Here is a 19935-nt window from a genome sequence, read left to right on the forward strand (position 1 = left end):
ATCTACAGAAGGAGTATCGTCGGCAGCGTCAGATGTGTATAAGAGACAGGGGTGGGGCGGCCCGAGGCAGGCTGGGTGGGCCTGCGGTGAGAAGGGCGGGCGGGGGCGGGCCTCGTGGTGGGACGGTGGCGCGGTTAGGCGGTGGCCGGGCGGTGCGGTGGTGGCCCGGTAGCCGGGTAGCCGGGCGGTGCGGTGGCCCGGTGACTCGGCGGCCGGGCGGCGCGGCGGCCCCGTAGCCCGATGGCGCGGTGGCCCGCCGACCAGGCGGCCCCGCGGCCCCGTGGAAAGACACCGCCAAGGCCGCTCGGGGCGTGGTCCGGCGCCCGTACTCTCGCCCCCGTGGACGACATGCTGCGGGACGAGCGGGTGGGGCGGCCGGTGCGGCTGCTGTTCGCGGAGGAGCCGGGGATGACGCGCGGCGCGCTGGCGCTGCTGCTGGGGCTGGAGGCGGACATGGAGGTCGTCGCGCAGGTCGCGGCGGGCGACCGGGTCCTGGCGGAGGCGCTGGCGACGCGGCCGGACGTGGCGCTCCTCGACACCGAACTACCGGGCCGCAGCGGGCCGGACGTCGCCGCCGAGCTGCGGGCCCGGCTGCCGTCGTGCAGGGTGCTGATCCTGACGACCTCCGGGCGGCCCGGGTATCTGCGCCGGGCGATGGAGGCGGGGGCCGCCGGGTTCCTGGTGAAGGACGGGCCGGTGGAGGAGGTGGCGGCGGCGATCCGGCGGGTGCGGGCCGGGGAGCGGGTGATCGGCCCGGGGCTGGCCGCGGCGGCGCTCGGCGCCGGGCCGAATCCGCTCACCCCCCGCGAACGCGATGTGCTGACCGCCGCGGCAAAGGGGTCTGCCCCGTCCGAGCCGGGCCACCGGCCCGGGAAGGGCACGACCGTCGCGGACATCGCCGGGGCGCTCCATCTCTCCCCGGCCACGGTCCGCAACTACCTCTCCGCGGCGATCGGCAAGACCGGAACCCGTAACCGCGACGAGGCGGTCCGAGCGGCCCGACGCAACGGCTGGCTTTGAGACGGGGGGCGACGGGCGCACGCAGGGGGCGGGCGGCGGCTACCGCAGGCCGGGGGCGGCGGGCTGGCCAGGGCGACGGGCGGCGGCCACCGCAGGCCGGGACGGCGGGCGGCTACCGCTGGCCAGGGCAACGGACGGCAGCTACCGAAGCCGAGACGACGGGCGCACACAGGCGACGGGCGGCGGCTACCGCAGGCCAGGACGGCAGGCGGTAGCCGCAGGCCAGGGTCGCTACCGCAGGCCAGGACGGCAGGCGGTAGCCGCAGGCCAGGGTCGCTACCGCAGGCCAGGGCAACGGACGGCAGCTACCGAAGCCGAGGCGACGGGCGCACACAGGGGGCGGGCGGCAGCTGCCGCAGGCCAGGGCGACGGCCACCGATGCCCAAGGCGGCGGAGCACATCCGGGCCCGGCGGCCCGGGTCGCGCCACCCGCCGCCCCGCCCCGCGGTCAACCGCGGCTCGCGGTCAGCCGCGGCTCGCCGTCGTGTCCTCCCGGCGGCGGGGCAGGGCGACGAGCATCAGGACGATGGCGGCCACCAGCACCAGTGCGCCGACGTGGAAGGCCAGGCCGTAGCCGCTCGCCAGGGCCGCGCGGCCGTCGCCGGTCAGGGCGTGGGCGGCGGCGACGGTGGAGAGGACGGAGAGGCCCAGCGCGCCGCCCATCTGCCGGGAGGTGTTGATCAGCCCGGAGACCAGGCCCTGCTCACCGGGGGCGGCGCCGGAGGTGGCGACGGCGGCGATCGGGGTGGCGGCCAGTCCGGCGCCGAACGCCATCAGGATGCCGGGGCCGAGCAGCGTGCCGAGGTAGGTGCCGTGGACGCCCATGGCGCCCTGCCAGACCATGCCGCATGCGGAGAGCCCTGCCCCGCAGATCGCGAGGGTCTTGGCGCCGATCCGGTGCATCAGCTGCGGGGCGAGCTTCGAGCCGATGACGATGCTCAGCGAGTGCGGGATGAAGGAGAGTCCGGCCCGCAGCGGGGAGTAGCCGAGGACGTTCTGCATGTAGAGGGAGAGGAAGTACCACATGGAGAACATCGCGGCGCCGGAGAGCAGCATCGCGGCGTTGGCCGAGGAGACCGCCCGCTTCCGGAACATGCCGAGCGGCATCAGCGGCGCCTTGGCGCGCGACTCGACGGCGAGGAAGGCGCCGATGACCGCCAGCCCGGCGAAGAGCGGCAGCAGCGCGGCGGCCGAGCCCCAGCCGGCCGTCTCGGTCTGCACGATGCCGTAGGCCACCAGGCCGAGTCCGGCGGTGGCCAGCAGCGCGCCGGGTATGTCGAGGCGGCGGGCGGTGGCCTGGCGGCTCTCGGTGAGCCAGAGCACGGCGCCGACCAGCACCAGCGCGCCGACGGGGACGTTGATCAGCAGCACCCAGCGCCAGGACAGGTACTGCGTGAGCACCCCGCCGACCAGACCGCCGACCGCGCCGCCACCGGCGCCGACCGCCGTCCAGGTGGCGATGGCCCGGGTGCGGGCGGGGCCGGTCGGGAAGGAGGTGGTGAGGATGGTGAGGGTGGCCGGGGAGAGCACGGCCGCGCCGATGCCCTGGAGGGAGCGGGCCACGATCAGCTGCCAGGGCTGCTGCGCCACTCCCCCGGCGAGGCTGGCGACGGTGAAGAGCGCCAGCCCGAGGACGAATATCCGCTTCCGGCCGAAGAGGTCGGCGGCGCGTCCGCCCAGGAGCATGAAACCGGCGAAGGTGATGACGTAGGCGTTGACGATCCACTGCAGGCCCAGCTCGCTGAGGCCCAGGCCCGACCGCATGGCGGGGAGCGCGACGTTGACGACGGAGACGTCCAGGATGACGAGGAACTGACCGGCGCAGACCAGCAGCGTGACGAGCCAGCCGGGAGGGGTGCTCCGGGGGCGTGGGGGTGCGGGCAGGGCGGTGGACGTGGCAGCAGACGGCATGCGCCCATGGTCGCACCCGCCGGACCGAACAGGTATCGGATATCGGCCCGGTCCCGACCCCGTCGCAGGTCGCGGGCATGGTCCTAGGACCTACGACCGATGCCGCCCCGGGGAGGGTTTCCCGGGGGCCGCGCACCGCCCAACTCGCGCCTCTCCGGGGTCACTTGCGGAGCAGCGTCACCACCGCGGCGCCGCCCAGTCCGATGTTGTGGGCGAGGCCGGTCCGGGCCCCGGGCACCTGCCGTTCCCCGGCGGTGCCGCGCAGCTGCCACACCAGCTCGGCGGCCTGGGCGAGGCCGGTGGCGCCCAGCGGGTGGCCCTTGGAGATCAGTCCGCCGGACGGGTTGACCACCCAGCGGCCGCCGTAGGTCGTCGCGCCGTCGGCGACGAGCGCCCCGGACGCGCCCTCGGGGCACATGCCCAGCGCCTCGTAGGTGAGGAGTTCGTTGACGGAGAAGCAGTCGTGCAGCTCGATGACGTCGATGTCCTCGATGCCGAGGCCGCTCGCCTCGTAGACGCGGCGGGCGGCGGCGCGGGTCAGCGGGGTGCCGACGACGTCGGTGCAGGTGCCGGAGGCGAAGCTCTCCTCGGTGTCGGTGGTCATGGCCTGGGCGGCGATCTCGACGGCGCGGTCGGCGAGGCCGTGGGCGGCCACGAACCGTTCCGAGACGACGACCGCGGCGGCCGCGCCGTCCGAGGTCGGGGAGCACTGGAGGCGGGTCAGCGGGGCGTGGACGACGGGGGCGGCGAGGATCTCCTCGACCGTGTAGACGTCCCGGAACTGCGCATACGGGTTGTGCGCGGAGTGGCGGTGGTTCTTGGCGCCGACGGCGGCGAGCTGTTCGGCGGTGGTGCCGTGGCGCTCCATGTGTTCTCGGGCGGCGTTGCCGAAGAGCTGGGCGGTGGGCGGGGTCTTCGCGAAGCCGTGGGCGGCGGCCATCACGCCGTAGTGGCGGGCGACGGGGGACGCCGCGAAGTCGCCGCTGCCGGCGCCCGCGCCGAGCGCGCCGCGCCGCATCTGCTCGAAGCCGAGGGCGAGGACGCAGTCGTTGACGCCCGCCTCGACGAACTGGCGGGCCAGCATCAGGGCGGTGGCGCCGGTCGCGCAGTTGTTGTTGACGTTGTAGACGGGGACTCCGGTCATGCCGAGTCCGTAGACGGCGCGCTGACCCGCGGTGGACTGCTGGTGGCAGTAGCCGACGGGGACCTGTTCGACGGTGTCGTAGCCGATCCCGGCGTCGGCGAGGGCGTTGCCGCCCGCCTCCGCCGCCAGGTCCTCGTACGTCCGGTCGCCGCTCTCGGGTTTGGTGAAGGGCGTCATTCCGACGCCGACGATGTACGCCTTGCCGGTCATGGGGCCTCCTGGGCGTCGACGGTCGCGCCTCCGGGGGCGCGGGCCGGGTGCGGGTCAGATGAGGGGGCGGGGCTCGGGGTCGCGGGGCAGGCCGAGGAGCCGTTCGGCGACGACGTTGAGCTGGACCTGGGTGGTGCCCCCGGCGATGGTCAGACAGCGCGACATCAGGAAGCCGTGCAGGGCGCGGGCGCCGGGCCCCTCGTCGAGGGCGCCGTCCGGGCCGAGGAGTTCCAGGGCGAGTTCGGCGCTCTTCTGCTGGTGGGCGGTCTGGACGAGTTTGCGGATGCTGGCCCCGGCGCCCGGTTCCCGGCCGGCGACCTGCTGGAGGGTGGTGCGCAGGGCGAGGCAGCCGAGGGCGTGCGCCTCGGCGGCGAGCGCCCCGGCGCGGGCGCGGACGGCGCCGTCGCGGCGGGCGGCGTGGTCGAGGAGGGTGGCGAGGCCGGTGCCGAAGGTCATCTGGTCGGCCATGTGGACGCGTTCGTTGCCCAGGGTGGTGCGGGCGACCTTCCAGCCGTCGTCGACGGCGCCGACCACCGCGTCGGCGGGCAGTTCGACGCCGTCGAGGAACACCTCGTTGAAGAGCGCGTCGCCGGTGATCTCGCGCAGCGGGCGGACGGTGATGCCGGGGGCGCGCATGTCGACGACGAAGAAGGTCAGGCCGCGGTGTTTGGGGGCGTCGGGGTCGGTGCGGGCGAGGAGGATGCCGTGGTCGGCCTCGCGGGCGGCGGAGGTCCACACCTTCTGGCCGGTGATCCGCCAGCCGTCGGTGGTCCGCTCGGCGCGGGTGCGCAGCGACGCCAGGTCCGATCCGGCCTCGGGTTCGGAGAAGAGCTGGCACCAGGCGAGGTCGCCGCGGAGCGTCGGCGGCAGATAGCGGGCGCGCTGCTCCTCGGTGCCGTGGGTGAGGAGGGCGGGGACGACCCAGGTGGCGATGGACAGTCCGGAGATCTCGATCCCGGCGGCGGCCGTCTCCTGCTGGATGGCGAGCTGCTGGACGGGCCCGGCGCCGAGCCCGTACGGGGGTGGCAGGTGCGGGGCGGCGTACCCGGTGGGGGCGAGTGCGCGGCGGGCGGCGGCCGGGTCGAGGCCGCGGGCGGCGGCGAGGGCGGTACGGGCCCGCTCGCGGAACTCCTCGGCGGCGGGCGGGAGTTCGAGGCGCAGGGTGCGGCGGGCGCCGTCGGCGGCGAGGCGGACGGCGCGCTGCCGGTGGGTGTCGCCGGGGCCGAGGAGCTGGCGGGTGACGGTGGCCCGGCGCAGTTGCAGATGGGCGTCGTGTTCCCAGGTGAAGCCGGTGCCGCCGAGGATCTGGATGCAGTCCTTGGCGTTGTCGAAGGCGGCGTCGAGGGCGGTGGCGGTGGCGAGGGCGGCGGCGAGTCCGCGTTCGGCGGGCGGCGCGTCGAGCGCCCGGGCCGCGTCCCAGACCAGCGCCCGGGCCGTCTCGCAGCGGATCAGCAGGGTGGCGCAGAGGTGCTTGACCGCCTGGAACTGGCCGATGGGCCGCCCGAACTGGACGCGGACGGCGGCGTGTTCGGTGGCGGTGCGCAGCGTGCGGGCGGCGGTGCCGCAGCTCTCGGCGGCGTACAGCACCCCGGCGAGGTCCCGGACGAGTGCGGAGTCGAGATCGAGGCGCCGGGTGGCGGGCACCGTCACGGCGTCGGCCCGTACCTCGGCGGTGGGGCGGGTGGGGTCGGCGGCGTTCTGGACGCGGAGAGTGAGGGCGGTGGCGTCGACGGCGAACCAGAGGGGCGCGGGCGGGGCTTCCCCGGTGTCCGGCGCCGTTTCGGTGGCGGCCAGCAGGATCAGGTCCGCCGGGCCGCCGCCGACGACCGGGGGCGCGGTGCCGTCGAGGAGGTATCCGTCGGGGGTGGCGGTGGCGGTGAGGGTGCCCGGGCCGAGGGCGACGGCGCCGATCCGGTCGCCGGTGGCGAGCGCCGTCGCGAGGCCGTCGGCGCCGCCGCGGTGGAGCAGCGCGGCGGCGAGCGCCGCGGGAAGGTACGGCCCGGGGAAGAGCGCCGCCCCCAACTCCTCCAGGGCGACGGCGAGTTCGAGCAGCGAGCCGCCGCCTCCGCCCGCCCGCTCCGGGAGGTGCAGCCCGAGCAGCCCCTGGGCGGCCAGCTCCCCCCAGTGCGCGGGGCGCTCCCGGGCCGTCTTCCGGGACCCGTCGGCGTCGACCGTCGCGCGCACCGCCTCGGGCGGTACGGTCCGGGCGGCCCAGCCCCGCACCGCCTCGGCCAGGTCACGTTGTTCCTGCGTGATTCCGATGCCCATGGCGGGCAGAGTAGAACACGTTTCAATCTGACGGAAGGTCAGATACGGGGTGGATGGCGGACCCCGCCGGAGCCGGGTGGCGTGGTGCCCGCCGGGCTCTGCCGAAAGACAGAGCCGGGATCGGCCTGGAGGTGCACGCCCGGGCAGCGGCGGCGGCCAATACTGGACGGCGTGTCCCTTCTCAGCTCTTTCCGCCCCGCCGGTCGCCCCGCGCCGGACGCTCCGGCGCGCCCGGGCGGGCGTGGCCGGGAGGCGGCGGGGACGGCCGGTGCCGCCCTCGCCGCCCTCTGTCTGTTCATGCTCGCCCGGCGGATGTGGAATCTGCCGCACGCCGCCTTCCAGCTGGGCGCGCTCGCGGTCGCCGTGGCGCTCTTCGCGGTACGGCGGCACCGGCCCGAGGCCGTGCTCCTGGCGCTCGCCGCCCTGGCCGGGGCGGCGCCCGTCACCGGCCCCGTGACGGCGGGCGCCGCGTACACCGTCATGCTCGACACGGTCCGGCCGCGCCACCGGGTCCGGCTGCTGGGCGGGGCGATCGCGCTGGTCATGGCGTCCGGGGCGGCGACCGGCCGCGCGCTCGGCCCCGGCTCGGCCGTGTACGGCCTGGAGCTCGGGTTGGTCCTGGCGGTGACCGCCGTGGTCGTGCCCGGTCTGATCGGGACGGTCTGCGGGCAGCAGCCCCGTCTGCTGCGGGCGCTGCGCGAACGCGCCGACGCGGCCGAGCGGGCCCGCCGGATCGCCGACACCGAGGCCCGCACCCATGAGCGGTCCCGGATCGCCGCCGAGATGCACGACCTGGTCGGCCACCGGCTCAGCCTCATCTCACTGCACGCCGGTGGTCTGGAACTCGCCCTCGGGGAGGCCGCGCCGGAGCTGCGCGAGGAGGCCGTTCTGGTGCGGCGGGCGACCCGGGACGCGATGCGCGAACTGCGGCAGGCGCTCGGGGTCCTCGGGCCGCTCGCCCGGGACACCGGCCCGGACGCGTTCACCGACGCCACCGGCACCCGGTCCGACGTCGAGACGCTGGTCGCGGGGTCCCGCGACGGCGGGATCGCCGTACAGCTGGAGTGGAGCGGCCCCGACCTCGACGGCTGCCCGGCGCCGGTGCGGCGCGCGGTGCACCGGGTGGTGCGGGAGGCGCTGACGAACGTGCACCGGTACGCGGCCGCCGCCCCGGTCACCGTACGGGTCGCACGGGACGACCGGACCGTGCGGGTGACGGTCCGCAACGGTCCGCCTCCCGCGCCGGTCGGCCCGCCGTCCGGGGCCGGGACGGGGCGCGGCCTGACGGGGCTGCGCGAGCGGGTCGAGCTGCTCGGCGGCGCCTTCGAGGCCGACGCGCTGCCGTCCGGCGGCTTCCGGGTGGCCGCGGCCGTACCGGTGGAACCGGACGACGGGGCCGCGTGGAAACGGTCCGATGACGGTACGGAGCCGCCGCCTGCCGCGACCGGCGACGCCACGGCGCTGCCGCGTGCGCCGCGGACGGCCGGGGCGCTGACGCTCGCCCTCGGGGCGGCGGCGCTGTGGGTGCTGATGACGCTGGCGATCGCCATGGTGTACGCCCAGCCGAGGCATCTGCGGCCCGTGGAGTCGAGGCCGGGCGCGACCGCCTGCCAGGAGGCGCCGAAGGGGGGCGTGGACGGCCCGGCCCCGCGCGCCGCCGCCACCGGGCACGTACCGCCGCGACCCGCCGCCGCGGTGCGCCGCCACCGGCCCGAGGACCCGGACCCCCGGGCCGGTTCCGGCGGCCCCGTCCGGTACCGCGTCGACGCGTCCGCCCGCCTCCTCGCCGACCACCGTTCCACCGTCCCCTCCGTACGGGACACCACACCCCGGGAGACCCCATGACCGAGACCGCCCGGCCGATCCGGGTCCTGCTCGCGGACGACGAGGCGATGATCCGGCACGGTGTGCGGCTGATCCTGCGGCACGCCGACGGCATCGACGTGGTCGCCGAAGCCGCCGACGGACACCGGGCGGTCGAGGAGGCCGCCGCGCACCGCCCGGACGTGGCGCTGGTGGACATCCGGATGCCCGGCTGCGACGGGCTGGCCGCGATCCGGCCGCTGCTCGCGCTCGATCCGGCGCCGCGGGTGGTGATGCTGACCACCTTCGGCGACGACGCGAATGTGCTGCGGGCGCTGCGGGACGGCGCCTCGGGGTTCCTGCTGAAGGACGAGGGGCCGCAGGAGCTGATCAGCGCGGTCCGGGCGGCGGCGGGCGGTGACGCGGTGCTCTCCCCCGGGGTCACCGGGGCGGTGATCGCCCGGATGCTGGGCGGCGGCGCCCCGGACACCGGCGGCGCGGTCCCGCGGGACGAACGGATCGCCCGGCTGACCGGGCGCGAGCGGGAGGTGCTGGCGATGCTCGGCGAGGGGTTGTCCAACCGGGACATCGCGGAACGGCTGGTCATCGGCGTCGGCACGGTGAAGACGCATGTGGGGGCGGTCCTGGAGAAGACCGGCTCGACGAGCCGGGTGCAGGCGGCCCTCCTGGCGCACCGCACGGGCCTGCGCCCCTGACCTGACCCCGGGCCCCTCCGACCGACGACGGAGACGGGCCGGTGGAGGTCTGCCGAAGGGCAGGGCCGGGCGGCTCGCCCTCGCCCCTTCGGCAGAGCCCAACTACCGCCTGCGGGACGAGGTTTGCGCAGGTGGGCGCCGGAAGGATGGGAACGCCCCTCCGGCCCGCGGCGCTCGCGGGCCGCCGTTCCCCCCGGAGTTCTCATGCCCCAGACGTTCACCCCCGCCGCTCCCCCCGCCACCGAACCGGCCGCCCGCGCCACGGCCCTGACCAAGGTGTACGGGACGGGGGAGACCCGGGTCACCGCGCTGGACTCGGTGACCGTGGAGTTCGCGCGGGCACGGTTCACCGCGGTCATGGGCCCCTCCGGCTCCGGCAAGTCGACGCTGATGCACTGCATGGCGGGCCTCGACCCGGTCACCTCGGGTTCGACCCGGATCGGCGGCGCCGAACTGGCCGAACTGAAGGACCGTCAGCTCACCCGGCTGCGGCGGGAGAAGGTCGGCTTCGTCTTCCAGGGCTTCAACCTGCTGCCCGCCCTGACCGCCCTGGAGAACATGACGCTGCCGCTGCGCCTCGCGGGGCGGCGGCCCGACGCCGCGTGGCTGGACACCGTCGTCGCCACCGTGGGGCTGGGCGGCCGTCTGGCGCACCGTCCGGCCCAGCTCTCCGGCGGCCAGCAACAGCGTGTCGCCGTCGCCCGCGCCCTGCTGTCCCGTCCGGAGATCGTGTTCGCCGACGAGCCGACCGGCAACCTCGACTCCCGTTCCGGCGCGGAGGTGCTGGGTTTCCTGCGCGACTCGGTGCGGGAACTGGACCGGACCGTGGTGATGGTGACGCACGACCCGGTCGCCGCCGCCCACGCCGACCGCGTGGTCTTCCTCGCCGACGGCCGCCTCGTGGACGAACTGCACGCCCCGACCGCCGACGCCGTCCTCGACCGGATGCTCGCCTTCGAATCCCACGGACGCTGACCGCCGCACCGGCCCGCCGCCCCTCCCTTCCCCATTTTCCCGAAAGCCCGCCATGCTGCGAACCGCCCTGCGCCATGTGCTCGCGCAGAAGACCCGCCTGATCCAGACCGTGCTCGCGGTCTGCCTCGGTGTCGCGTTCATCTCCGGCTCCCTGGTCTTCGCCGACTCCACCACCGCCGCCCACCGCGCCGCCATGTCCCAGGACTACGCGGACATCTCCGTGACCGTCCGCCCGAAATCCGCCCCCGTCGCCGACGCCGACGAGCGGTACGGCGCCCTGGACGACGCCCTGGTACGGACGTTGGCCGCCGTCCCCGGCGTCGGCTCCGTCCGCCCGGTGGCCGACGGTTCGGTCACCCTCGCCGCCAAGGACGGCACCCCGATGCGGGCCGACAGCATGCGGGGCAAGCTCGGCGTCGCCTACGCCCCCGGTGCCGACGGCCGGGACAGCCGCTATCCGCTCGTCTCGGGCCGCGCCCCCCGGAACGGCGGTGAGGTCGCGCTGTACCGCGGGACCGCGGCGGCCGGCGGTTACTCCCCCGGCGACACCGTGACGCTCGCCACGGACGGCCCGGCCTTCAGGAAGCGCCTGGTGGGCACGGTGTCCACCACGGACAGCCGGGTGACCGCCGGTGGCACCCTGGCGGTGTTCGACAAGGCCACCGCCCAGCGGCTGTTCGCCGCCCCGGGGCGCTACAGCTCGGTGGACCTGACCGCCGCGCCGGGCACCGGCGAGTCCGAGCTGGCCGCCCGGGTCGCCGCCGTACTGCCCGCCGACCGTGCCGAGGCCACCACCGCCGATGCCCAGGCCACCCAGCAGTCCGTCCTCATCTCCACCGTGACCAGGAGCTACGAACGGCTTCCGCTGCTCTTCGCCGTGGTCTCGCTGTTCATCGGCACCTTCCTCATCGTCAACACCTTCACCCTGCTCGTGGCGCGCCGCAGCCGCGAGATCGCGCTGCTGCGGGCGATCGGCGCCACCCGCCGCCAGGTGGTCCGCTCGGTCCTCGCCGAGGCGGCGCTGGTCGGTCTCGCCGCGTCCGTGCTCGGCTTCGTGCTGGGTCTGGGGGTGGCCACCGCGCTGCCGCACATGCTGGACACCTCCGGCGATCTGCTGCCCGCCGGACCGCTGGTGATCGGCCCGGCCCCGGTCCTCGCCTCGCTCGCCGTGGGCGTCGGCGTCACCGTGCTCGCGGCGTGGTTGCCGTCGCGCCGGGCCGCGCGCGGATCGCTCCCGTCGAGGCGATGCGCACGGCCGAGCAGCCGCCGTCCGCGGCGCTCTCCCGGGTCCGCGGCGGGCTCGGTCTGGTCACGGTCGTGCTCGGCGCGGGCCTGCTCTTCTCGCTGACCGACGCGACCGGCGCCGACGACGACAACCTGCAGACCGCGCTGTTCGGGTGCGGCATCCTCGTGACCGGCCTGATCGTGCTCGCGCCGCTGCTCGCCGGACCGGTGATCCGCCTGCTCGGACGGCTCCTCACCCGCTTCGGTGTCGTGGGGGACCTCGCCCGCGAGAACACCCTGCGCGATCCGCGCCGTACCGCCGCCACCGCGGTCGCCCTGATGATCAGTACGGCGCTGGTCTCCGGTCTCGCCGTCATCAACCAGTCCACGAGCCGGGCCCTGGACGCCCAGGCCGCCGCCGGGCTCAGCGCCGACTACATGATCGGCACCCGCAACACCATCGGCGCCGTCGGCTCCGACGCCGTGCGGCGGATCGCCGACGTGCCCGGCGTACGGACCGTCTCCGCGGTGGCGGACTCCGTCATCTCCGCCGGTCCCCGCGTCGTACCGGTCTCCGGCGTCGACCCGAGGACCGTGGACGAGGTGCTGAAGCTCCGGTTCCGCAGCGGCTCGGCCGAGGACCTCGGCCCCGGGAAGCTCGCCGTCTCCCACAGCTACGCCCGGGACCACCACCTCACCACCGGCGAGCGGATCCAGGCGGCCATCGGCCCCGGCAACCGGCGCGACGAGCCCTACACCGTCGTCGGCGTCTACCAGGACAACCCCACCGCCCAGGACGTGCTCGGCGACCGCGCCGAGGTGCAGCGCCACAGCTATCTGCGCGACTCCGTGCAGCGCGTCCTGGTCCGCACCACCGGCGGCACGGTCTCCGACGCGTTGGAGAAGCGCCTGCGTTCCGCGGTGAGTGACAGTCCGCTGCTGAAGGTCCAAAGCCGCGCCCAACTCGTCGAGGAGCAGGCGGGTGTCGCCGGTGAGCTGATCACCCTGATGTTCGGGCTGCTCGCCGTCGGCGTGCTGATCTCCACGCTCGGCATGGTCAACACGCTGGCCATGTCGGTCTCGGAGCGCACCCGGGAGATCGGTGTCCTGCGGGCCGTCGGCGCGGACCGCTCCGGTATCCGCACCATGATCCGGCTGGAGGCCGTCTGCGTCGCCGCGTTCGGCACCCTGCTCGGCACGGCGGGCGGGCTCTTCGGGGCGTGGAAGGTCAGCGGCTTGGCCAACGGCGCGATCCCGCAGTACTCCTTCTCCCTCCCCTGGGGCACCCTCGCCCTCGTGGTCCTGCTCTCCCTCGCCGTCGGCGTGGCCGCCGCCGCCCTGCCCGCCCGGCGGGCCGCCGCCCTCGGCCCGCTGGAGGCGGTCGCACGGGCGTAGACCGGGCCGCGCCCGGCACCGCGGGAGGGACGGCACCCGGCCCTCCCTCCCGCTCCGCCGCCCCCTCTAGGCTCCCGGCATGACCTGGACCGAGACCGAGTACCGCGCCTACCTCGCGGAGGAGCGCCGTCTCTACGCCTGGGTGCTGTGCCGGTACGGCGACCGCACACCGGAGGAGGCGCGGGCCGCGGCGCTCGGACGGTATCCGTACGAACCGGCCGAGGCGCCGCTGCGCGGGCTCGTCTTCCACGACGAGGCGTGGCACTGGGCGATGCTGACGCTCCACGGCGAGGGCTACTGGCGCCGCCATCCGGAACTGGCCGATCCCCCGGCCGCGTACCGGGAGTTGGCCGACGAGGCGTGAACGGCCCCGCCGCGGCCCATTCCGTCCCGTATTTCCCGCCCCTTTCCCGGTGCCGATTCCCGGATACCGGCCGGTGAATTGCCGGTAATCCGGAATGGCCCGCGCGTCCGGTCCCGGGAGAGTACGGAAAGCGCTCTCCGGAATACGGATCCGGCTCCCCTCTTTCCGGATTTCCGTCCGACCGCCGCCCCCACCGGAACCCGTCTCTCCCCCGTACGGCACCATGACCCACCGGGCCCGCCCCCGGCGGAATCCCACCGGACCGTACGACCAGGAGGACGCCATGGCCGCCGTGCCCGCCGACGTTCAGCCCGCGCCGCAGACGCTCGCCGCCTTCGAGGCGGCCAAGGGGTTCATGCCCGTGGACGAGGGGCGGGCGCTGTACGCCGCCGCGGTGGAGGCGGCGGCGCTCGGGCTGCCGCTGCTGGAGGTCGGCACGTACTGCGGGCGGTCCACGCTCCTGCTCGCCGACGCGGCGCGCGCGGCGGGTGTGACGGCGCTCACCGTCGACCACCACCGGGGCAGCGAGGAGCAGCAGCCGGGGTGGGAGTACCACGATCCGTCGGTGGTCGACCCGGAGGTGGGCCGGATGGACACCCTGCCGGCCTTCCGCCGCACCCTGCACGCGGCCGGTCTGGAGGACCATGTGATCGCGCTGGTCGGGCGGTCACCGCAGGTCGCGGCGGTGTGGGGGGCGCCGGTCGGGCTGGTCTTCGTCGACGGCGGGCACACCGACGAGCACGCCACCGCGGACTACGAGGGCTGGGTGCCGCATCTCGCGGAGGGCGGGCTGCTGGTGATCCACGACGTGTTCGCGGACCCGGCGGACGGCGGTCAGGCGCCGTACCGGATCTACCGGCGGGCGCTGGAGTCCGGTGCGTTCACCGAGATCTCGGTCCGCCGTTCCCTGCACGTCCTGCGGCGGACCGGCCCCGGAATCTGAGCGGGCTACCATCACGGACGTGTTCTCCGGCCCCTCCTCCATGCACCCCGAGCCCCGCCGCCGTGTGCGCGGTGTCCTCGTCGCCGTTCTGCTGGTGGCGGTGGTCGCCGCCGGGGCGGCGGGCTGGTTCCTCCGGCAGGCGGGCAGCGACGGGGCACCGTCGGCGGCCACGCCGGGCGGCGGTTCCGCCTCGCCCACCCCGTCCGACGCCCCCACCGGGCACGGCGCGGGCCATGTCCCCACCGGGCACGCGCGGCTGAGCGGCAAGGTCGTCCTCCTCGACCCGGGGCACAACCTCCGCAACCGCGACCACACCGCGGAGATCGCCCGCCAGGTGGACGTCGGCAACGCCCGTAAGGAGTGCGACACCACCGGGACGTCGACCGACGACGGTTACGCCGAGGCGTCGTACACGCTGGATGTGGCGCGGCGGGCGCGGGCGTTGCTCCGGGCGGAGGGCGCGAAGGTGGTGTTCACGCAGGACGGCGACCGGCCGTTCGGGCCGTGCGTCGACGAGCGGGCGGCGCTGGGCAACCGTGTGCACGCCGACGCCGCGGTGTCGGTGCACGCGGACGGTTCGGCGGTCGGCAACCGCGGGTTCCATGTGATCCTCCCGGCGCGGGTCACCGCGGGGAAGGCGGACACCTCGGAGATCGTGGCGCCGTCGCGGGCGCTCGGCACGGAGGTGGCCGGGCGTTTCAAGGCGGCGACGGGCAGCGCCCCGTCCAATTACCTGGGCCACGGAACGGGTCTGGACGTCCGTTCCGATCTCGGCGGTCTCAACCTTTCGAAGGTGCCGAAGGTCTTCATCGAGTGCGGCAATATGCGCGATCCGAAGGACGCCGCGCAATTGACCGATCCGCAGTGGCGGCAAAAGGCCGCGCGCGGGATCGCCGAGGGCATTACGGACTTCTTGGAGCATTGAGACGGACCTTCCGGAACACCGGGCGCGGAATGCGCCCCACAGGTTCCCGGTGTTCCCTTGCGGTGTACCGACCGGCAGGACGGCCCGCCCGCCCGGGCGATAGGTTCGCCTTTACGATGGGGGCCACCGCCGCGCCTCCCGCCGCGTACCGAGCGACAGCGACGATCCGAACCGAACCGACAAAGGACCCTTACGTGAACATCCGCTCCCTCAGTCGAGGTGACGGCGTGGTGACCGGAGCAGCGGTGTTGCTGTTCATCGCCTCGTTCCTCCCCCTCTATTCGACCGGCGCTTCCGACTGTGTCGGCAAGTTCTGCCCGGCGCCGTCCTCGGGCCCCAACGCCTGGGACGCGCTGCCGCTGCTGATGAGCGTGTACCTCGCGGGCGTCATCGCCGCGGCCCTGATCGTCCTGGCGCGGGCGCTGCCGCAGACCCCGAAGGTCCTCGGCCTGGAGCTGGGTCAGATCGGCGTCGTGCTGTCCGTGTTCGTCCTCTGGACCGAGTTCTGGTGGATCGTCAACGGCAGCGGCGCCTCGGGCGGGATGATCCTCGGTCTGATCGCCGCGCTGGTGCTGGCCGCGGGGGCCGTCGCCACGCCGCTGGTCCCGGCCCTGAGCGCACCGCTGCTCGGCGCCCCGAAGCCGCAGCCCGCGTCGCCGTACGGCACCGGCCCGCAGCCGGGTTACGGCTACCCGGGCGCGCAGCAGCAGCCGCAGGGCCAGGGGTACGGCTACCCCGGCGGCGGTCAGCAGCAGCCCGACCCGTCGCAGCAGAGCTACGGCGGTCAGCAGCCCGCGGCGGCCGGTGGCACGGTCGGCGGCGCGCAGGGCGCGGCGGCCCCCGCGGAGTTCGCGGCGTTCTGGTTCGCGGTGCCGGTGGCGCGTCCGCTGTACGGCGAGGACGGTTCGCCGTCGCCGATCGCGGAGTTGGCGCCGGGCACCTGGTACCTCGCGGTGGAGCAGCGCGGTCAGGCCCTGATCGCACAGACCCAGGACGGTCGCCGCGGCGTCCTCCAGGACACCACCGGCATCCAGCGCGGCTGACAACAACCCCGCGCCCCGACGGCCCCCTCGCCCTTTCCGGCAGGGGGCCTTCGCATGGCCCGGGGCGGACCGGGACGCCGCGCCGGACGCGGGCCGCGGCACCGTACGAGGGCCATTGCACCGGCGGGCACCGCACCGTACAGTGCGCCCACCCACCATTTCTGACGCCACGTCAGTTCTGTGGGGGCTCGGCGGTTTCCGGCGGCGGGAGGGGCGGACATGCGACTGGGGCTGGCGCTCGGCTACTGGGGTCGCGGACCCGACCCCCGCCATCTGGAACTGGCCCGCGAGGCCGAACGGCTCGGCTACGCCTCGGTGTGGACCGCGGAGTCCTGGGGCTCGGACGCGTTCACCGCACTCACCTGGATCGCCGCGCACACCTCCCGGATCGCGCTGGGCACCGGTATCGCGCAGATGGCGGCGCGCACCCCGACGGCCACCGCGATGCACGCGCTCACCCTCGACCATCTCTCCGGCGGACGGCTGCTGCTGGGCCTGGGACTGTCCGGGCCGCAGGTCGTCGAGGGCTGGTACGGGCGGCCGTTCCCGGCGAGCCCGCTGACCGCGACCCGCGAGTACGTCGACATCGTCCGCCAGGTGCTGCGGCGCGGCGCCCCGGTGACGTCGGACGGGACCCACCACCCGCTGCCCTACCGCGGCGACGACGCCACCGGGCTCGGCAGACCGCTCCGGTCGATCACCCACCCGCTCCGCCCCGACCTGCCGGTACTGCTCGGCGCCGAGGGCCCCAGGAACATCGCGCAGACCACCCGGATCGCGGACGGCTGGCTGCCGCTGTACTGGTCGCCGCTGCGCACCGGCGTGTACGAGGAGTCGCTGCGGAAGGCACCGGCGGGCTTCCGGATCGCGCCACTGGTACGGGCCGTGGTCTGCGACGACGTCGCGGAGGGGCTGTGGCCGGTCAAGGCGATGCTGGGCTTCTACATCGGCGGCATGGGGCACGCCGCGAAGAACTTCCACGCCCGGCTGATGGCCCGGATGGGCTTCGCCGAGGAGGCGCGCCGCATCCAGGACCTCTTCCTGGCGGGCCACCGGGAGGAGGCGGTACGGGCCGTGCCGGACGCGTTCGCCGACGAGATCTCGCTGGTGGGGCCGCGGGAGCGGATCGCGGAACGGCTGGCGCTGTGGCGGACGGGCCCGGTCACCGACCTGCTGGTGACCGCACCCGATCCGCACACGCTGCGGGTGCTGGCGGAGCTGACGGCATGACGGTGTGACGGCACCGCGGCCCGGCTCCGGCCCGCCGCTCAGCCGAACGTCGCGTACGTCAGCCAGTCGTCGAGCACCGCGCGCTCGCCGATGATCTCCACGCGGTCGCTGTCGGCGGGCAGCCGCTGGAAGGCGAGCAGAAGCAGATCGGTGAGGGGGCCGCGGACCGCGACGGTGGCCTTCTCGTGGGCGCGGCGGTGGACGACGCGGTCACCGGAGAGGTCGAGCAGCCATTCGGCGGTCAGCTCCGGCAGGGCGTCGGTGGCGTGCAGGTGGACCGAACGGCCGGGCGCGAACGGCGACTTGATGCCCTCGCGGGCGGCCAGCCGCGCGGCGACCTCGGGCAGCGCGCCGAGCTGGAACCACTCGTCCAGGCAGTCCGCCGCCATCTCCGGGGCGACCTCGAAGGGCACCCCGGCGGTCAGCGCGGCGTCGGCGCGGTGCACCAGCGTCTCGTGGGCGATCCGCCGCGACCAGAACCCGGCCCGCCGCTCCGGCGTCCACGTCCACACCACGGCCTCCGGACCGGCCTCACGCAGCGCCCGCACCGCCTGCTCGGCGCCCTCGGCGAGCCAGCTGTCGAGGGCGTCCGGGTCGTCGCCCTCGGGACCCTGGACCCCCGGGACGTCGCTGAACGCGAGGGCTTCGGTGACGCGGCGGGCGACCATCCGCCCGGCCCAGCGGTGCGCGCCGCCGACGTGCCGGATCAGGTCGACGAGCTTCCAGTCCGGGCACGTCGGCACGGTGGCGGTGAGATCGGCGCCGCGCACGGTGTCCCGGAACGCCTCGGCCTCCGCGAGGAGTTCGGCACAGTACCGCTCGTGGCTGAGTGATCCTTGGAGTGTCATGGGCGCACCGTATTACGGCGGCTCCCCGGGGCGCGCCGGAATTACCCGAACACGCGGGCGAGCCGTTTCCGCCCCGGGCGCGGTGTCAGCGGCAGCAGTCCGGGGCGAGGCCGGTGGGGAGGCGCTCGCCGCCGAAGACCGATGTGGTGGCCTCGTCGCCGCCGAGCGCCGCGACCGCGAGCAGCAGCGAACCGGCCGTCCAGGAGGTCCGCTCCTGCGGCCAGATCGTCTCGTCGTCGAAGACGTACCCGGTCCAGTACATGCCGTCGTCGGCGCGCAGGTGCTGGATCCAGGTGAGGATCTGCACGGCGCGGTCGGACTCGCCCATCGCCCAGAGCGCGAGGGCCAGTTCGGCGCTCTCGCCGCCGGTCACCCACGGGTTGGGCAGCACACAGCGCACCCCGAGCCCGGGGACGACGAACGCGTCCCACTGCGCGTCGATCCGGTCCCGGGCGGCGCCGCCGCGGACCGCGCCGCCGAGGATCGGGTAGTACCAGTCCATGGAGTAGCGGGACTTGTCGAGGAACCGCTCGGGGTGCTCGCGCAGCGCGTGGCCGAGGCGGCCGAGCGCCAACTCCCAGTCGGGCTGCGGCTCCTCCCGCTGTTCGGCCATGGCCAGCGCGCACCGCAGCGCGTGGTGGACGGAGGAGGAGCCGGTCAGCAGCGCGTCGGCGACGGGCGTGCCGTCGTCCTCCCGCTTCCAGCCGATCTCGCCGCCGGGCTGCTGGAGGGCGAGGACGAACTCGATCGCGGCGTAGACGGCGGGCCACATGCGGTCGAGGAACGTCTCGTCGCCGGTGGACAGGAAGTGGTGCCAGACGCCGACGGCGAGGTAGGCGCAGAAGTTGCTCTCCCGCCCGCGGTCGGTGGGCGCCTCCGCGTCGCCGTCGGCGTACGCGGCGTACCAGGAGCCGTCGGGGTTCTGGGTGCGGCGCAGCCAGTCGTACGCCGCCGCGGCGCGCCCGTGCTCACCGGCGGCGTCGAGCGCCATGGCCGCCTCGGTGTGGTCCCACGGGTCGAGGTGGTGACCGCGGAACCACGGGATGGCGCCGTCGGGGCGCTGGGTGGCGAGGATGCCGGCGACCGTACGGGCGGCCTGTTCGGCGGTGAGCACCCCGGGGAGGACGAGGCGTTCGGTGCGGCCGGGGCTGGTCACTTGGCAGCCGCCTCGGGCAGGTGCGGCTTGGTGGCGTAGGCGACGAAACTCTTGCCGATGAGGGGGTTGAGCGCCTGCTCGGCGAGCCGGGTGGCCAGCGGCTTCTTCATGATGTCCCAGACCAGCAGCTTGTGGAACGCCTTCACCGGCAGCACCTGGTCGTTGTCGACCCCGAAGGCGCATTTCAGCCACCAGTAGGGGCTGTGGAGTCCGTGGGCGTGATGGGTGCCGTACGGCTTGAGCCCGGCGGCGCGCATCTTGCCGAGGAGTTCGTCGCCGCGGTAGATGCGGATGTGGCCGCCCTCGACCTCGTGGTACGCGTCGCTCAGCGCCCAGCAGATCTTCTCGGGGCCGTAGCGCGGGACGGTGACGGCGATACGGCCGCCGGGGCGCAGCACCCGCACCATCTCGGCGAGGACGCCCTTGTCGTCGGGGATGTGCTCCATGACCTCGGAGATGATGACGACGTCGAAGGAGTCGTCGGGGAACGGCAGGGCCAGTGCGTCGCCCTCGATGGCGGTGGCGGTGGCACCGGCGGGCGCCTCACCCGCCTCCTCCATGGCGGCGAACCACTTGGTGACCTCGCGGATCTCGTCGGCGTTCCGGTCGAGGGCGACGACCTGTGCGCCGCGGCGGTAGCACTCGAAGGCGTGGCGACCGGCGCCGCAGCCCAGGTCGAGCACGCGGTCGCCCGGGGCGAGCGGGAAGCGGGAGAAGTCGACGGTCAGCACGGCGTTCTGCTTTCGTCCGGCGGGGCGGG

17 protein-coding genes are annotated in these 19935 nt (G+C 75.0%); 11 read left to right on the forward strand and 6 right to left on the reverse strand.

The features are described from left to right. Positions 1 to 348 precede the first annotated feature (348 nt). Entirely contained in the window at positions 349 to 1020 is a 672-nt protein-coding gene (locus IF23_RS0122925) for a response regulator transcription factor (RefSeq protein WP_030286632.1), read from the forward strand. A gap of 465 nt (positions 1021 to 1485) precedes the next feature. On the opposite strand, the gene IF23_RS0122930 is transcribed toward IF23_RS0122925, so the two are convergent. The 3 genes from IF23_RS0122930 to IF23_RS0122940 form a co-directional block, all read right to left on the reverse strand. Beyond that, positions 1486 to 2931 (reverse strand): MFS transporter, encoded by a 1446-nt coding sequence (locus IF23_RS0122930; RefSeq protein WP_030286634.1) that lies wholly within the window; start codon positions 2929 to 2931, stop codon positions 1486 to 1488. Between the two features lie 160 nt (positions 2932 to 3091). Then, positions 3092 to 4285: a lipid-transfer protein gene (locus IF23_RS0122935; protein ID WP_030286636.1), complete on the reverse strand. Its 1194-nt coding sequence runs from the start codon at positions 4283 to 4285 to the stop codon at positions 3092 to 3094. 54 nt (positions 4286 to 4339) lie between these two features. Further along, a complete protein-coding gene (locus tag IF23_RS0122940) occupies positions 4340 to 6553 on the reverse strand; it encodes an acyl-CoA dehydrogenase family protein (RefSeq protein WP_030286638.1) in 2214 nt (737 codons plus the stop codon). Between the two features lie 171 nt (positions 6554 to 6724). Between IF23_RS0122940 and IF23_RS0122945 the strand changes: the two genes are divergently transcribed. From IF23_RS0122945 to IF23_RS0122985, 10 genes are all read left to right on the forward strand, one after another. Further along, complete coding sequence (locus tag IF23_RS0122945) at positions 6725 to 8398, forward strand: sensor histidine kinase (protein ID WP_030286640.1); 1674 nt, start codon at positions 6725 to 6727, stop codon at positions 8396 to 8398. After that, the gene (locus tag IF23_RS0122950; protein WP_030286642.1) at positions 8395 to 9072 is read left to right on the forward strand and encodes a response regulator; all 678 of its coding nucleotides are present in this window, start codon (positions 8395 to 8397) and stop codon (positions 9070 to 9072) included. The genes IF23_RS0122945 and IF23_RS0122950 overlap by 4 nt, the downstream gene beginning before the upstream one ends. A 204-nt stretch (positions 9073 to 9276) precedes the next feature. Continuing rightward, on the forward strand, positions 9277 to 10047 hold the full coding sequence (locus tag IF23_RS0122955; RefSeq protein ID WP_030286644.1) for an ABC transporter ATP-binding protein: 771 nt from the start codon (positions 9277 to 9279) through the stop codon (positions 10045 to 10047). 52 nt (positions 10048 to 10099) lie between these two features. Continuing rightward, positions 10100 to 11395 carry an ABC transporter permease gene (locus tag IF23_RS35115; protein WP_245655068.1) on the forward strand — a complete coding sequence of 432 codons (1296 nt, stop codon included), beginning with the start codon at positions 10100 to 10102 and terminating at the stop codon, positions 11393 to 11395. Beyond that, positions 11293 to 12666 carry an ABC transporter permease gene (locus tag IF23_RS35120; RefSeq protein ID WP_245655069.1) on the forward strand — a complete coding sequence of 458 codons (1374 nt, stop codon included), beginning with the start codon at positions 11293 to 11295 and terminating at the stop codon, positions 12664 to 12666. The genes IF23_RS35115 and IF23_RS35120 overlap by 103 nt, the downstream gene beginning before the upstream one ends. Positions 12667 to 12745: 79 nt before the next feature. Then, a complete protein-coding gene (locus IF23_RS0122965; RefSeq protein WP_030286646.1) occupies positions 12746 to 13030 on the forward strand; it encodes a hypothetical protein in 285 nt (94 codons plus the stop codon). A 283-nt stretch (positions 13031 to 13313) separates the two neighbouring features. Beyond that, positions 13314 to 13973 (forward strand): class I SAM-dependent methyltransferase, encoded by a 660-nt coding sequence (locus IF23_RS0122970; protein WP_030286648.1) that lies wholly within the window; start codon positions 13314 to 13316, stop codon positions 13971 to 13973. A gap of 40 nt (positions 13974 to 14013) precedes the next feature. Beyond that, positions 14014 to 14898, forward strand: a complete 885-nt coding sequence (locus IF23_RS0122975) for an N-acetylmuramoyl-L-alanine amidase (protein WP_030286650.1) — start codon at positions 14014 to 14016, stop codon at positions 14896 to 14898. Positions 14899 to 15092: 194 nt separating this feature from the next. Beyond that, complete coding sequence (locus IF23_RS0122980) at positions 15093 to 15941, forward strand: DUF5336 domain-containing protein (RefSeq protein ID WP_030286653.1); 849 nt, start codon at positions 15093 to 15095, stop codon at positions 15939 to 15941. 219 nt (positions 15942 to 16160) lie between these two features. Next, entirely contained in the window at positions 16161 to 17171 is a 1011-nt protein-coding gene (locus IF23_RS0122985) for an LLM class F420-dependent oxidoreductase (protein WP_030286655.1), read from the forward strand. A gap of 38 nt (positions 17172 to 17209) precedes the next feature. Here IF23_RS0122985 and IF23_RS0122990 read toward each other — a convergent pair whose 3' ends face one another. The 3 genes from IF23_RS0122990 to IF23_RS0123000 all read right to left on the reverse strand — a co-directional run bounded on the left by IF23_RS0122990 (position 17210) and on the right by IF23_RS0123000 (position 19906). Then, the gene (locus tag IF23_RS0122990; protein ID WP_030286656.1) at positions 17210 to 18019 is read right to left on the reverse strand and encodes a maleylpyruvate isomerase family mycothiol-dependent enzyme; all 810 of its coding nucleotides are present in this window, start codon (positions 18017 to 18019) and stop codon (positions 17210 to 17212) included. An 85-nt stretch (positions 18020 to 18104) separates the two neighbouring features. Beyond that, complete coding sequence (locus IF23_RS0122995) at positions 18105 to 19175, reverse strand: prenyltransferase/squalene oxidase repeat-containing protein (RefSeq protein ID WP_030286658.1); 1071 nt, start codon at positions 19173 to 19175, stop codon at positions 18105 to 18107. After that, a complete protein-coding gene (locus IF23_RS0123000) occupies positions 19172 to 19906 on the reverse strand; it encodes a class I SAM-dependent methyltransferase (RefSeq protein WP_030286661.1) in 735 nt (244 codons plus the stop codon). Before IF23_RS0123000 ends, IF23_RS0122995 begins: the two co-directional genes overlap by 4 nt. Between the last annotated feature and the right edge of the window lie 29 nt (positions 19907 to 19935).

The sequence above is a fragment of the Streptomyces catenulae genome (assembly GCF_000718015.1).
Classification (GTDB): domain Bacteria; phylum Actinomycetota; class Actinomycetes; order Streptomycetales; family Streptomycetaceae; genus Streptomyces; species Streptomyces catenulae.

Coding starts and splice junctions, on each gene's coding strand:
- IF23_RS0122925 (WP_030286632.1), top strand. CDS start 349: ATGCTGCGGGACGAGCGGGTGGGGCGGCCGGTGCGGCTGCTGTTCGCG.
- IF23_RS0122930 (WP_030286634.1), bottom strand. CDS start 2,931: ATGCCGTCTGCTGCCACGTCCACCGCCCTGCCCGCACCCCCACGCCCC.
- IF23_RS0122935 (WP_030286636.1), bottom strand. CDS start 4,285: ATGACCGGCAAGGCGTACATCGTCGGCGTCGGAATGACGCCCTTCACC.
- IF23_RS0122940 (WP_030286638.1), bottom strand. CDS start 6,553: ATGGGCATCGGAATCACGCAGGAACAACGTGACCTGGCCGAGGCGGTG.
- IF23_RS0122950 (WP_030286642.1), top strand. CDS start 8,395: ATGACCGAGACCGCCCGGCCGATCCGGGTCCTGCTCGCGGACGACGAG.
- IF23_RS0122955 (WP_030286644.1), top strand. CDS start 9,277: ATGCCCCAGACGTTCACCCCCGCCGCTCCCCCCGCCACCGAACCGGCC.
- IF23_RS35115 (WP_245655068.1), top strand. CDS start 10,100: ATGCTGCGAACCGCCCTGCGCCATGTGCTCGCGCAGAAGACCCGCCTG.
- IF23_RS35120 (WP_245655069.1), top strand. CDS start 11,293: ATGCGCACGGCCGAGCAGCCGCCGTCCGCGGCGCTCTCCCGGGTCCGC.
- IF23_RS0122965 (WP_030286646.1), top strand. CDS start 12,746: ATGACCTGGACCGAGACCGAGTACCGCGCCTACCTCGCGGAGGAGCGC.
- IF23_RS0122970 (WP_030286648.1), top strand. CDS start 13,314: ATGGCCGCCGTGCCCGCCGACGTTCAGCCCGCGCCGCAGACGCTCGCC.
- IF23_RS0122975 (WP_030286650.1), top strand. CDS start 14,014: ATGCACCCCGAGCCCCGCCGCCGTGTGCGCGGTGTCCTCGTCGCCGTT.
- IF23_RS0122985 (WP_030286655.1), top strand. CDS start 16,161: ATGCGACTGGGGCTGGCGCTCGGCTACTGGGGTCGCGGACCCGACCCC.
- IF23_RS0122990 (WP_030286656.1), bottom strand. CDS start 18,019: ATGACACTCCAAGGATCACTCAGCCACGAGCGGTACTGTGCCGAACTC.